This window comes from Butyricimonas sp. DFI.6.44 (assembly GCF_022132345.1).
Classification (GTDB): Bacteria; Bacteroidota; Bacteroidia; order Bacteroidales; family Marinifilaceae; genus Butyricimonas; species Butyricimonas muris.
This window is the reverse complement of sequence record NZ_JAKNJD010000011.1, coordinates 81,905-95,046: the sequence shown is the minus strand read 5'-3', so window position 1 is coordinate 95,046 and position 13,142 is coordinate 81,905. Positions and strand designations below refer to the sequence as shown.

Below are 13,142 nucleotides of genomic sequence, written 5' to 3'. Positions count from 1 at the left end.
TATATGATATTTCGATATCGTGCTTTAGGAATAATGATAAGAAGCATTACCGCCCTTGCTTTGGGGGCGGTAATGCTTTTCTCGTGCAAAACGGACATCAAGGAGGTCAACGCTATCAATACACGGGCGGGATTGCCCGAAATGTCCGGGGAAAACATGGAATTGTTTTATTCCGATTCCGCACGACTGAAATATCGGGTAACGACACCGCTTTATAACAAGTATAACGAGGAAAACAAGAAATATGACGAATTTCCGAAAGGGATTCATGCCGAGTTGTACGAGAAAGACGGAACGATGATCGGTTCCATCACTTCGAAATACGCGAAGAAATTGGAAGAGGAGATGTTGTGGGAGTTGCGCGATGATGTTGTCGTGATTAATGATAAGGGTGAGAAGTTGGAGACGGAGCTTCTTTATTGGGATATGAAGAAGGAGATCGTTTACTCCGACCGCTATTCCCGCTTAACGGCGGACGAGAATATTATCGAGGGAAACAACGGATTCAAGTCCGACCAATCGTTACGGAATCCGGTCTTTAATAAAGTGACCGGGGTAATTGTAGAAAAACAACAGCCTTAAATGTCAGTATTAGTAGCTATATTAATTTGTCTGGTGTTGTCTGCTTTCTTCTCTGGAATGGAGATTGCATTCATGGCATCCAATAAGTTGCTTATAGAGATTGATAAATCGAATAAGGGTATCACGCAGAAGGTGATAGACCTTTTTATATCCAATTCGGGAATGTATATTACCACGATACTGGTGGGTAATAACGTGGTAATGGTCGTGTATGGTATTTTTATGTCCGATTACCTTGATCCTCGTTTGGAAAGCTATGGTATTTCATTGGGATTGAGATTGATATTGGTAACATTGATCTCTACTTTGATTATGTTGGTGTCGGGTGAGTTTTTGCCTAAAGCGGTTTTCAGGTTGCGTCCGAATTTGTTTCTTCGTGTTTTTGCAGTACCTGTATTTATCTTTTATATCCTGTTTTTCCCGATTTCTTATTTCTCGGTATGGTTCGGGGGACTGTTGTTGCGGATATTCACGGGGCGTAAATTGGCGAAAGAGGAGAATCGTGCTTTCGGCAAGATAGACTTGAATAATCTGATAGAGGAGGGGGAAACTGCCGGCGTGGAGAACGAGGATGAACATGATATCAAGTTGTTCCGTAACGCCTTGGATTTCTCGGAAATCAAGTTACGGGAATGTATCGTGCCGCGTCCGGATATCGTGGCTTTGCCCATAGACAGCAGTCTGGACGAGTTGCGGAACCGATTCGTGGAAACAGGGCTTTCCCGGATATTGATTTATCGGGATTCTATTGATAACGTGATTGGTTACGTGCATTCCTCGGCACTGTTTCATCACCCGGAGACCGTGAAGAAAGCGGTGAGTAAGATCCTGATTGTGCCCGAAACCATGTCGGCATTGAGATTATTGAATCTTTTCACGAAGGAGCAGAAAAGTGTAGCCGTGGTCGTGGATGAATTTGGGATTACAGCCGGAATGGTGACGATAGAGGATATCATGGAAGAAATTTTCGGGGAGATAGAGGATGAACACGATCGTTTGAATTTGAAAGAAGAGCAATTAAGTCCGAATGAATTTATCTTTTCCGGTCGTTTGGAAGTGGATTACTTGAATGAAAAGTATGATTTGGAACTGCCGGAAGACGAGGAATACGAAACGTTAGCCGGATTAATCCTGTATTATAACGAGGATATTCCTGAAGAAGGAGAACAAATAGAGATCGAAAATGCCGTGTACGAGATATTGAGCGTAAAGAGTGCGCGGATTGAAGAAGTGAAAGTAACCGTATAAAGTACAGATATAAAAAAGGAGCTTTTCTAAAGCTCCTTTTTTGTATGTTTCAGCATATCATCAAAATGCCGGATATTGTCTTCATGCTCCCGATGACAAATCATGAGTACGTCTTTGTTTTCGGCAATGATAATATTCTCGATGCCTTCGATAATCACTTTCTTGTCGCGGGGGACATTAACGATACACCCTTTGGAATCCGTGAATAGCACGTGTTCGCTATTGGATACGTTATCGTTTTCGTCTTTCGGGCTGATTTCGTGGAACGAATGCCATGTTCCCACGTCAGACCAACCGAATTCCCCTTTCATAACATATACTTTCGAAGATTTTTCCATGATGCCGAAGTCGATGGAAATATTCCGGCACTGGCTGTAAATATGTGATATGTTCTCTTGTGAATCCGGATTCTCCGCGTTCTTGTATTCTTGCTCGAACAGCAGGTAAATGTCTTCCAAGTAAGTTTTAAATTCCCCGATAATATCTTTTACTTTCCACACGAATATTCCGGCATTCCACAGGAAGTCCCCGGATTCCAAAAAGACTTTTGCAAGTTCGATATCCGGTTTCTCGGTGAAAGTCTTTACTTTGGAAATGAATTCGGAGAATTTGTTTTTTTTGATCTGAATGTAACCGTACCCGGTTTCCGGTCTGGTGGGTTTGATACCGATTGTAAGTAAGCCCCCGAATTGCTCGATAAAGGAGAGTCCTTTCTGGATATTATCAATATACACGAGGTCATTACTGATAAAATGGTCGGAAGGGACAACAACCATGTTGGCGTTCGGGTTAATACGGGCTATCCGGTAGGCAGCGTAAGCGATACACGGGGCGGTATTTTTACCAAACGGTTCTTTGAGGATATTTTCGGTTGGAATCTCCGGGATCTGTTCTTTGGTCAGGTCTTCATAGGCTACACCCGTTACGATGAAGATGTTTTGGGTATCAAAGATCTGGTTTGCTCGTTCGAATGTTTGGCGAAGGAAGCTTTTCCCAACGTTCAGAATGTCACAAAATTGTTTCGGGCAAGCCTTGGTGCTCACGGGCCAAAAGCGCTTTCCCAATCCTCCGGCCATAATAACGCAATACGAGTTTTTGTTCATTTCTAGTTATAAGTTTAAAATTAAATTTCATCTTATTGTTGTCGAAATTAGTAATAAATCCGTGAATAATTTCTATTTTTACGATAAAATTTGAAGAAGGAGATTCAGGAGGGTCTTATATAAGGAGTTAATGCCGATGAAAGCTTTAAACAGGATAGGGGAGTACATATTATTTATGGGGCGAATTTTTACCAAGCCCGAAAAGAAGAGGGTGTACCTGAAGGAATTAGTCAACGAGTTGGAGAAACTGGGACTGAATTCAATCGTGTTGGTCGCTATTATTTCTTTTTTTATCGGGGTCGTGTTGACATTGCAGACGGCCTACAATATGTCCAGTCCTTTGCTTCCCCGTTACTTGATTGGATACTTGACGCGGGAAACTTTGTTACTGGAGTTTTCCTCCACGATCGTGAGTTTGATACTAGCGGGAAAGATCGGGAGTAATATCGCTTCCGAGATTGGGAGTATGAAGATCACGGAACAGATAGAGGCGCTGGAAGTGATGGGAGTGAATACCGTGTCTTATCTCGTGGGACCTAAAATCGCGGCGGCATTGGTGGTGAATCCGATACTTTATATATTCAGTGTTTTTATCGGGATTATCGGGGGTATCGCTTCGGGTATCGCTACCGGGGTTGTCAATTACGATGACTATATTCATGGGCTGCATTTCTCGTTTAATCCTTATTACGTGACTTATTCCATTATAAAAACGTTGTTCTTCGCCGTGATATTTACCTCTATACCGGCATTTTACGGGTATAGCGTGCAAGGCGGAGCCTTGGAAGTCGGTAAGGCAAGCACGAAAGCGGTAGTAGATAGTAGTATCGCCATCTTGCTTGTGAACGTGATATTAACCAAAATATTGTTGTAATGATACAGGCGGAAGGAGTATGTAAATCATTTGATAAAAAAGAGGTATTGTCGGATATCAGTGCCGTGTTCGAGCCGGGTAAGGTGAATATGATCATCGGGAAGAGCGGTTCGGGGAAGACGGTGTTGTTGAAATCTCTGATTGGTCTGCATACCATTGATGCCGGAAGGATCTTGTATGACGATCGGGATATCACGGTGATGAATTCCAAACAGTTGAAAGAAATCAGGAAAGAGTTGGGAGTCGTGTTTCAAGGAGGGGCGTTGTTTGACTCGCTAACCGTGTTGGAAAACGTGAAGTTCCCGCTGAATCTGTTCTCTGCAATGTCGGAAAAGGAAAAGATAGAACGCGCTATATTTTGTTTGAAGCGTGTGAATCTGGAGAACGTGGAAAATTTGTACCCGGCAGAGATTAGCGGTGGTATGAAGAAACGGGTTGCCATAGCTAGAGCTATCGTGTTGCAGCCGAAGTACTTGTTCTGTGACGAGCCTAATTCCGGGTTAGACCCATTGACATCGATAGTGATTGATAACCTGTTATCGGAAATCACGCACGAGTATAATATGACAACTGTAATCAACACGCATGATATGAACTCGGTATTCGAGATCGGGGAGAAAGTCTTGTTTATCCACGAGGGACATAAGGAATGGGAAGGTACAAACGAGAACATTATGTACTCTGATAACAAGGCGCTGAACGAATTTCTCTTCTCTTCGAAACTAAACAAAATGGTACGGGAAAAATTAAGACGAAAATGCTAAAAATAAAGAGAGATATGAAGCATATTGTATGGGTATTCATGATTGCCGTTTCTGTAATCGCCTGTTCGAAAGAGGTAGCGTTAAATAAAAACCAGTTTACGGCTCTGTTGATAGATATGCATATGGCAGACGGGGCATTGGAAGTAGCCAAATTCGAACGTCGTAATGAAAAAGATAATTATTTGTACTATAACGATTTGTTCAAGAAATACGGGATTACCCGTGCGGATTTCGATTCCTGCCTGAATTATTACACGAGAAATTCCACGGAATTCAACAGGATATACGACGCCGTTATCGACACACTTAGTCGGCGGCAGACTCAGAAGATGCGCTTGTTGAGCCAGTTCACCAAAAATGACACGGTGAATTTATTCCCGGGCTACACGATGATTGTTGCCGATACTCTACGACCGGACTCTACCCGTGTCGGGGCGCCCAAGAAAGATTCAATCGTTTACGGGGAGCGGGTAGTGGAAGCGGACACAGTGCATTTCGATAAACGGAATCAATTCATATTGATTGAGGTGGATAGTATTGTCCCCGGCATGTATCATTTCTTCACGACATTAAAATGGAATAAGCGCGTGCAGGGCAGAAGTGCCAAGATAGAATCTTATTTTCTTTCTGCCGGTAACGATACGCTGAAAGTGATGGATGTCCCTGTTTCCACGTATGATACTATCCGGAGTCGGGAATATAAATGGGAACACTACGTGAAGGATTCCATGTACAATAAATTGGTTGTGAAGATTGTAGATACCAAGGATGTTAAAAACGCGAAAGTAAAGACCAAGGAAATGAACGGTTGGGTGACGAAAACCCGCTTGAACCGGGTGTACGTGGGGGACAACAAAAAGAAACAATTGGAAGAGGAATACAAGCAGAGAGAAGAGATGATGAAGGCGGCTTCCAAAGCCAATTTGCCCAAACGGGAAAGACCGAATGCAAGAAAATGAAAAGATGAATCTCAGAAAGATAGCAGCTAATTATATATTGTTACCCGGTTTTGAATTAACGCGTAACGGGTACGTGGTGTTGGAAGAGGGGCAGGTCACGGATGTCGTGGACACCGGGGGAGAAATAAAAGAAATACCGTGTCTTGAGTTTTACGGGGGAATGATTGTAGCCGATTTTGTCCGGGATGAAGTCGAGTGGCAGGAGGGTGACGATATACTGGTAAAGATAAAGGATTGTTATTCCCGTGAGAGCGGCAAAGGTTTGGCGATTATCCAAGGAGCGGACTTCGCTCGTTTCTCGTGGTTGAAAGACACCCGAATCAATCCATTAAGATAAGTTTAAATCAAAATAGATGAAGGATGAATAAATTCGTATTGACCATTACTTTTTTATTAGCAGGCTTCATGATACAGGCGGGACCGCTTTGGATGCGTTACCCGAAGATTTCGCCTGACGGGAAGCAGATTGTGTTTAGTTACAAAGGGGATATTTACGTCGTGTCCTCGGATGGCGGGGAGGCTAGACAGTTGACCACTCATCCGGCACATGAATCCCATCCCGTTTGGTCGCCTGACGGGAAGCAGATAGCCTTCACGAGCGACCGTTTCGGGAATTTCGATATTTTCGTGATGCCTGCCCGCGGTGGAGAGGCTCGTCGGGTTACGACTAATTCCTCGCGCGAGATACCTTATACCTTTACCCCCGACGGGAAAGAGATTGTTTACGGGGCGCAACTTCAAGACCCGGCACAAAGTGCCCTGTTCCCCAGTGGCTCGTTGACAGAGCTATATGCCATTCCGGTTGAAGGGGGACGTCCCCGTCAAGTGTTGGCAACCCCGGCGGAAGCGGTCTGTTTCTCGAAATCCGGTGATATGTTCTTGTATCATGATTGCAAGGGTGGGGAGAATGAATGGCGGAAACACCATACCTCTTCGATTACCCGGGATATTTATCGTTATGATATAAAAAGCGGTAAACACACGCGGCTGATAGAACGGGCGGGTGAAGACCGTTCCCCCGTCTTGTCACCCGACCGGCAAACCGTCTACTTCCTGAGCGAAAGGGGTGGTTCTTTCAACGTGTATTCTTTCCCTCTGGCTAATCCTGCCGATGTGAAAGCGGTGACATCTTTTAAAACGCATCCGGTTCGTTTCCTGAGTATTGCCGACAACGGTCGTCTTTGTTTCGGGTACGACGGCGAGATATACGTGAAGGATGTTCAAGGAAATCCCAAGAAAGTGAAAGTCGATATTATTGGCGACGAGGGAAAGAATAATGTTGCTTCTTTGCGCTTTACCTCAGGTGCGACAAGTGCGGCGGTATCCCCGGACGGGAAACAGGTGGCGATGATTATTCGGGGCAACGTGTTCGTGACTTCGTCCGATTACACGACCACTAAGCAGGTCACGGATACCCCGGAGCAGGAGAAATGGTTGAGTTTCGCCCCGGACAACCGGACGATAGCTTATGCCAGCGAACGGGATGGAGTCTGGAATATCTACACTGCCAAGATAGCCCGTGACGGGGAAGCTAATTTCCCCAACGCGACGTTGATAGAGGAAGAGGCCTTGTTGCCCGCTTCGACAAAAGAGCGTTTTGCCCCGCAATTCTCCCCGGACGGCAAAGAATTGGCGTTTATCGAAGACCGCACGAAACTGATGGTGATGGACGTGAAGACCAAGAAGGTCAGACAAGTTGCGGACGATAAATACCAGTACCGCACGGGTGACGGTTTCACTTACACGTGGTCGCCCGACGGCAAGTGGTTTGCCGTGGAGATTATCGGTAATCGGCATGACCCGTATAGTGATATCGCTATCGTGAAAGCGGACGGGAGTGGCGAAACGATTAACTTGACGAATAGCGGTTATTTTGACAGTAATCCCCGTTGGGTACTGGACGGGAATGCCATCCTTTTTGCCAGCGAGCGTTACGGGATGCGTAATCACGCTTCATGGGGTTCGTTGCAGGATGTGATGATTGTCTTCATGAATCAGGAGGCTTACGACAAATTCCGCTTGAGCAAAGAGAGTTACGAGTTGATGAAAGAGGAGGAGAAGCTGTTGGCGGCAGCCGGGGCGAAAGAGAAGAAAGAGGATAAAAAGGAGGATGCCAAAGCAGACAAAAAAGAGAAGAAAGATATTGTCGTGGAACTGAAAGGCATTGAAGACCGGGTGATGCGGCTGACACCAAATTCATCCTCTCTGGGTGATGCTATTTTGAACAAAGCGGGGGACAAATTGTATTATATGTCGTCTTTCGAGGGCGGGTATGATTTGTGGGTGAGCGACCTGCGGGCAAGAAGTACGCGTGTCATGCACAAGTTGAACAGTGGTTGGGCTTCCCTCGAAACGGATAAAGACGGCAAAGACTTGTTCTTGTTGGGTAGCCGGGGAATACAAAAAATCAATCTGGCTTCCGAGAAGAGGACGCCTGTTTCTTACGTTGCCGAGATGAAAATGGACTTGGCGGCAGAGCGGGCGTATATGTTCAACCGGGTACGCCTTCAAGAGGCAAAGCGTTTTTACGTGAAGGATATGCACGGTGTGGATTGGGCGAAAATGACGAAGGAGTACGAGAAGTTTTTACCGTATATTAATAACAACTACGATTTCTCGGAAATGTTGAGCGAATTGTTGGGAGAGTTGAACGTGTCGCACACGGGTTCCGGTTATTTTGCTCGTTTGGGAGGGGATGCCACGGCAGAACTGGGATTGTTCCTGAGCACGGATTACGGGAAAGACGGCTTGCTGATTGACGAGGTGATAGAGAAAGGACCTTTCGATAATGCCCGTTCCAAGGTGAAAGCCGGGATGATTATAGAGAAAATAGACGGCGAGGAAGTGAAAGCGGGTGCGGATTATTATCCTTTGCTGAATAACAAGTCGGGCAAGCGTACGTTGGTGTCAGTCTATGACCCCGCAACGAAAACCCGTTGGGATGAGATTGTTATCCCGATTAATAAATCCACTCTCAACGCTTTGCTTTACAGGCGTTGGGTGAAACTGCGGGCTGCCGACGTGGATCGCCTTTCCGGCGGACGGTTGGGATACGTGCATATTTCCAGCATGGACGACCCGAGTTTCCGTTCCGTGTATTCCGATATCCTCGGTAAATACAATGACCGGGAAGGTATTGTCATAGATACGCGCTTTAACGGGGGCGGACGCCTGCACGAGGATATCGAAATCCTGTTCAGCGGTAAGAAATATTTCACGCAAGTGGTTCGCGGTCGGGAGGCTTGTGACATGCCGAGTCGTCGTTGGAACAAACCGTCAATCATGCTGACTTGCGAGGCGAATTACTCGAACGCGCACGGCACGCCTTGGGTGTACAAGCACCAAGGCTTGGGACGCGTAGTGGGAATGCCTGTCCCCGGAACGATGACCAGCGTGTCATGGGAATTTCTGCAAGACCCCACGCTGTATTTCGGTATCCCTATCGTGGGCTATCGTCTCCCTGACGGAAGTTATCTCGAGAACCAACAATTGGAACCGGACGTGAAGATTGCCAATTCACCGGAAAAGATTATCAAGGGTGAAGACGAGCAGTTGAAGAAAGCGGTGGAAGAGTTGTTGAAAGATATTGACAGTAAGAAATAAAAATAGAGCGGCAGACCAAAGGGATAAAGGTCTGCCGCTTCTTTTTACAGGAGAGGTCTAATCTCTCCGTCTTGCATGATGAATAATGATTTATGGTCGTTTAGTTCAGAATATAAAGGGTAAGCCGCGTGTCTACGCTTGCTTAAATGATTCACCGCTTCCGGGGTGAACCGTATTTTTGTGCCCTCGGGGAGATAAACCGTGATATCCACGTTCTGCGCTCTCCATTTACTGTTCAATTGGGCGTAATTGTCGAATCGTAACGTGTCGTTGGTGTACTTGTAATCGAAAGTAATGTTTTCCTTTTGCGGGTTGTTCTCGTGCGTGGAGTACCGGATGACAATACTTGCCGTGTTGCCGTGCGAGGGGCGGATGGCAAAGTAGGGAGAGAACAAATTACCCTCGTGCAGTTGAAGCACTCCTCTGTTCCGGTAGAAGTCCTTAGGTACGATATGTCGTTTATCCACTTGAATCGTGAGCGTTTCACATTTGCCCGGCTGAATAGTTTCCTCGTAAGTGTTCGTGCGGGGAGTCCATGTCGTTCCCTCGCTGATGGCGACGATAATAAGCAATGTCAGACTGGCAAGCCATAAGCCTAGGGCAGAAAAGGCGATCGCCTTGTTGTTGCTCTTGAAGGAGAACAACAATTTGATCGCCGTGAAAATGATCATGATTATAGGAATTCCAAAAAGGAAAAGTATGCCGATTTTGCCCAATATAAGACTGGCGGGCGAGAGCGCGTAAGTTATTCCCATGTAACTTTCTCCCCACGGGAACCAATGAGGTAAGAACAAGGCGGAGAGCAGGCAAAATAAGAAAAATATACCCCCGCAAAAAAGTCCTATCCCGACGATGATAGCGAGCACCTTCCCCACGATGAGCATCGCGTCCGAGAAGCCTTCGCCGACACGGTTAGCGTATTTGGCACCTTTGCCGTGTTTGACTTCTTGATATTCTTCCTTGATAGAACGCTCTATATTGGAAACATTGATGTCCTCTCCTTTCATTTCCAGTTTTTGCTTGGATGTTTTTGCCTTGGGCACGGCAATCCACAGGATAATGTACACGATAAAGAATATCCCGTAATAGAACGTCATGATGATAAAACATACCCGAAGCAGCAGGGGCGATATACCCCAGTAAGCTGCCATTCCCCCGGCAACACCCCCGAACACGCGATTGTCCGGATCCCGGTATAGTTTTTTGGTTTGCTTTGGTGTTGCGGGCTTTTGTGGTTCTTCGTCTTCATCTATGATATCATTCGGGGCGCCCATGGTGGCAATCACTTGTTCCACGTCGTCGATGGTAACCACTTCCCGGTATTGTCCTTTCAGGTATTCCGTGAACAATTCCCCGATACGGTTCTCGATATCTTCCATGATCTCGTTGTCGTCTTCTTCACGGGAGTAATGCGTCTTGAGCGTGTTGATGTATGTTTGCAATTTATCCAGGGCATCATCATCAATGTGGAAAATCTTCCCGCTTAGATTGATTGTATAAGTCTTTTTCATGATTTAAAATTTAGTTGTTAGGGTTTTCCTTGATACTGTCCACGGCGGAGGTCAGTTCATTCCAAGAGTTTTCCAGTTCTTTGAGAAATTCCCGTCCTTTTTCCGTGATACTGTAATACTTGCGGGGTGGACCTTGTTGTGATTCTTCCCAGCGATATGAAAGCAAACCCGTGTTTTTTAAACGGGTCAACAAGGGATATATCGTGCCTTCGACAACGATCATCCGGGAGGATTTCAACCTGCTGATGATGTCCGGAACGTAAGCGTCCCTTTGCGAGATTATCAGCAAGATACAATACTCCAGAATCCCTTTTCTCATTTGAGCCTGCGTGTTCTCGATATTCATATCTTGATTTGTTTAGTTTTGCATGGCAAAGATATAAATAAAAAATAGTATTATGCAATACATAGTACTATAAAAATATCGATTATTTTTTTGTCATGACAAACGTTTTCGTTGATTTTCCCTGAAAATAAGGCGATAAACTGAATATTATCATTTAACTTTGCTCTCCGTTTAGAAGTTGAAAACAAGAATAAATAAAATAGATATGAAAAAAGTATTATTGATGATATTGGATGGTTGGGGTATTGGTAAGCACGACCATTCAGACGCTATCGGGAGTACTCCCACGCCGAATATCACGGGATTGGCGAGCCGGAATCCTCGTTCGTTACTTTACACGAGCGGAGAAAATGTAGGTTTGCCGGACGGGCAAATGGGAAATTCCGAGGTGGGGCATTTGAATATCGGTGCGGGACGGGTTGTCTATCAAGACTTGGTGAAAATCAACCGGGCTTGCCGTGACCATTCGATAGCTCAAAATCCGGAGATCGTGAAAGCGTTCACTTACGCTCGCGAGAACGGGAAGCAGATGCATTTCATGGGTTTGGTATCCAATGGGGGCGTGCACAGTTCCTTAGATCACCTTTTTGCCCTTTGTGATTTGGCAAAAGAGTTTGGGGTGGAGAAGACTTTCGTTCATTGTTTTATGGACGGGCGCGACACCGATCCCAAGAGCGGGAAAGGTTTTATCGAGGAACTGGAGAATCACACGAAACAATCCGGCGGGCGGATCGCTTCTATCATCGGGCGCTATTACGCCATGGACAGGGACAAACGTTGGGAACGCGTGAAAGAGGCTTACGATTTGATCGTGAAAGGCGTGGGAACCCCGGCAACCAATCCTGCGGCAGCCATGCAGGCTTCCTATGATGCGGGCGTGACCGACGAGTTCGTGAAACCGATTGTGTGCGTTGACGAGGCGGGTAAACCGTTAGGCACGATACAAGAGGGTGATGCCGTGATCTTCTTTAACTTCCGCAACGATCGGGCAAAGGAGTTGACCATCGTGTTGACTCAGGAAGATATGCCGGAATACGGTATGAAAACCCTGCCGTTGCATTATTGCACGATGACTCCTTACGATGCTAAATTCAAGCGATTGCATATCCTTTTCGATAAAGACAACGTGGTGAACACGATCGGGGAATATATATCCGCTCAAGGGTTGAAGCAATTGCGCATCGCCGAAACGGAGAAATACGCGCACGTGACCTTCTTCCTCAATGGCGGGCGGGAGGAACCTTTCGAGGGAGAATCCCGTATTCTGGTGCCTTCTCCCAAGGTGGCGACTTATGACCTGCAACCCGAGATGTCCGCTCCTGCCGTGACGGAGAAGATCGTGGAGGTGTTAAACCAAGGAGAGGTTGATTTCATTTGTTTGAATTACGCTAACGGCGACATGGTGGGACACACGGGTGTGTACGAGGCAATACAAAAAGCTGTTGCCACGGTGGATGAGTGCGTGGGGAAAACAGTCGCCGCCGCCCGTGCCAACGGCTACGACGTGCTTATTATTGCCGACCACGGGAATGCCGACAATGCCGTGAACGAGGATGGGACGCCCAACACGGCACACTCGCTGAACCCCGTGCCTTGCATCTGGGTGACCGATTCGAAATGCGACCATTTGCGGGATGGAGTGTTGGCAGATGTTGCACCCACCGTGCTGGCTATCATGGGACTTCCCCAGCCTAAGGAAATGACGGGTAAATCCTTATTAGTTTAAGTATATCGAATTCCATTTTTGCAACTAGTGGAAGGGGAGGTAAGTTAGCGTATGTGTTGACGGCCTCCCTTGTTTATTTTCAATCGGTACGTTGACCGATAGGATGTTTTTTCTCCTTTTTTCGAGGAGAGTTTTGAGTGTGTTTCATTATTTTATTGTTTTTAAAATAGATAATACGATGTATTTTCGTCTTATTAAATTTTATTCAATTTCAATTAAAATACTATTTTTACACCTTTAAAATAGGCTTTGAATAGGAGATGAATGGGAGTTGAATAGGAGATGGTATAAGGCAAGTATAAAGAATATAAAATAATAATACATGTTATTTAACTAAACTCTGCTTAAACACGAGAGAAATAAGGGTGAGATTATTGTAACTTTGAAAAAACATTTTCAATTTTGCATTTTCAATTTTCAATTAGC

Annotated in this window: 11 protein-coding genes; 8 read left to right on the top strand and 3 right to left on the bottom strand. The window is 45.7% G+C overall.

Features of this window, described 5'->3' with window-relative positions; all coding sequences use genetic code 11:
* Positions 1-3 precede the first annotated feature (3 nt).
* Both lptC and L0M98_RS15625 read left to right on the top strand, forming a co-directional pair.
* On the top strand, positions 4-582 hold the full coding sequence (gene lptC / locus L0M98_RS15630) for an LPS export ABC transporter periplasmic protein LptC (RefSeq protein ID WP_227216891.1): 579 nt from the start codon (positions 4-6) through the stop codon (positions 580-582).
* A complete protein-coding gene (locus tag L0M98_RS15625; protein ID WP_227216892.1) occupies positions 583-1,830 on the top strand; it encodes a hemolysin family protein in 1,248 nt (415 codons plus the stop codon).
* 26 nt (positions 1,831-1,856) lie between these two features.
* Here L0M98_RS15625 and L0M98_RS15620 read toward each other — a convergent pair whose 3' ends face one another.
* Positions 1,857-2,933, bottom strand: a complete 1,077-nt coding sequence (locus L0M98_RS15620; protein ID WP_099291116.1) for a mannose-1-phosphate guanylyltransferase — start codon at positions 2,931-2,933, stop codon at positions 1,857-1,859.
* A 136-nt stretch (positions 2,934-3,069) separates the two neighbouring features.
* On the opposite strand from L0M98_RS15620, the gene L0M98_RS15615 reads away from it, so the two are divergent.
* Genes L0M98_RS15615 through L0M98_RS15595 form a run of 5 tightly spaced genes read left to right on the top strand, consistent with a single transcriptional unit; the run spans position 3,070 to position 9,133 of the window.
* Positions 3,070-3,807 (top strand): MlaE family ABC transporter permease, encoded by a 738-nt coding sequence (locus L0M98_RS15615; protein ID WP_099291841.1) that lies wholly within the window; start codon positions 3,070-3,072, stop codon positions 3,805-3,807.
* A complete protein-coding gene (locus L0M98_RS15610) occupies positions 3,807-4,571 on the top strand; it encodes an ABC transporter ATP-binding protein (RefSeq protein ID WP_227216893.1) in 765 nt (254 codons plus the stop codon). Before L0M98_RS15615 ends, L0M98_RS15610 begins: the two co-directional genes overlap by 1 nt.
* Positions 4,572-4,585: 14 nt before the next feature.
* Positions 4,586-5,530, top strand: a complete 945-nt coding sequence (locus tag L0M98_RS15605) for a DUF4296 domain-containing protein (RefSeq protein ID WP_227216894.1) — start codon at positions 4,586-4,588, stop codon at positions 5,528-5,530.
* Positions 5,531-5,534: 4 nt separating this feature from the next.
* On the top strand, positions 5,535-5,867 hold the full coding sequence (locus tag L0M98_RS15600) for a hypothetical protein (protein WP_227216895.1): 333 nt from the start codon (positions 5,535-5,537) through the stop codon (positions 5,865-5,867).
* Between the two features lie 23 nt (positions 5,868-5,890).
* Complete coding sequence (locus L0M98_RS15595) at positions 5,891-9,133, top strand: S41 family peptidase (RefSeq protein WP_227216896.1); 3,243 nt, start codon at positions 5,891-5,893, stop codon at positions 9,131-9,133.
* A 44-nt stretch (positions 9,134-9,177) separates the two neighbouring features.
* Here the strand turns inward: L0M98_RS15595 and L0M98_RS15590 are convergent, their stop codons facing one another.
* Positions 9,178-10,644, bottom strand: a complete 1,467-nt coding sequence (locus L0M98_RS15590) for a PspC domain-containing protein (protein ID WP_237961758.1) — start codon at positions 10,642-10,644, stop codon at positions 9,178-9,180.
* Positions 10,645-10,654: 10 nt separating this feature from the next.
* A complete protein-coding gene (locus tag L0M98_RS15585; RefSeq protein WP_099291111.1) occupies positions 10,655-10,990 on the bottom strand; it encodes a PadR family transcriptional regulator in 336 nt (111 codons plus the stop codon).
* A 205-nt stretch (positions 10,991-11,195) separates the two neighbouring features.
* On the opposite strand from L0M98_RS15585, the gene gpmI reads away from it, so the two are divergent.
* Positions 11,196-12,716 carry a 2,3-bisphosphoglycerate-independent phosphoglycerate mutase gene (gene gpmI / locus L0M98_RS15580; RefSeq protein ID WP_227216898.1) on the top strand — a complete coding sequence of 507 codons (1,521 nt, stop codon included), beginning with the start codon at positions 11,196-11,198 and terminating at the stop codon, positions 12,714-12,716.
* Positions 12,717-13,142: the final 426 nt, after the last annotated feature.

Bases quoted from the DNA above. Each gene is read 5' to 3' on its own strand.
- L0M98_RS15600 (WP_227216895.1), top strand. From the start codon at position 5,535: ATGAATCTCAGAAAGATAGCAGCTAATTATATATTGTTACCCGGTTTT.
- L0M98_RS15595 (WP_227216896.1), top strand. From the start codon at position 5,891: ATGAATAAATTCGTATTGACCATTACTTTTTTATTAGCAGGCTTCATG.
- lptC (WP_227216891.1), top strand. From the start codon at position 4: ATGATATTTCGATATCGTGCTTTAGGAATAATGATAAGAAGCATTACC.
- L0M98_RS15590 (WP_237961758.1), bottom strand. From the start codon at position 10,644: ATGAAAAAGACTTATACAATCAATCTAAGCGGGAAGATTTTCCACATT.
- L0M98_RS15625 (WP_227216892.1), top strand. From the start codon at position 583: ATGTCAGTATTAGTAGCTATATTAATTTGTCTGGTGTTGTCTGCTTTC.
- L0M98_RS15620 (WP_099291116.1), bottom strand. From the start codon at position 2,933: ATGAACAAAAACTCGTATTGCGTTATTATGGCCGGAGGATTGGGAAAG.
- gpmI (WP_227216898.1), top strand. From the start codon at position 11,196: ATGAAAAAAGTATTATTGATGATATTGGATGGTTGGGGTATTGGTAAG.
- L0M98_RS15610 (WP_227216893.1), top strand. From the start codon at position 3,807: ATGATACAGGCGGAAGGAGTATGTAAATCATTTGATAAAAAAGAGGTA.
- L0M98_RS15585 (WP_099291111.1), bottom strand. From the start codon at position 10,990: ATGAATATCGAGAACACGCAGGCTCAAATGAGAAAAGGGATTCTGGAG.
- L0M98_RS15615 (WP_099291841.1), top strand. From the start codon at position 3,070: ATGAAAGCTTTAAACAGGATAGGGGAGTACATATTATTTATGGGGCGA.
- L0M98_RS15605 (WP_227216894.1), top strand. From the start codon at position 4,586: ATGAAGCATATTGTATGGGTATTCATGATTGCCGTTTCTGTAATCGCC.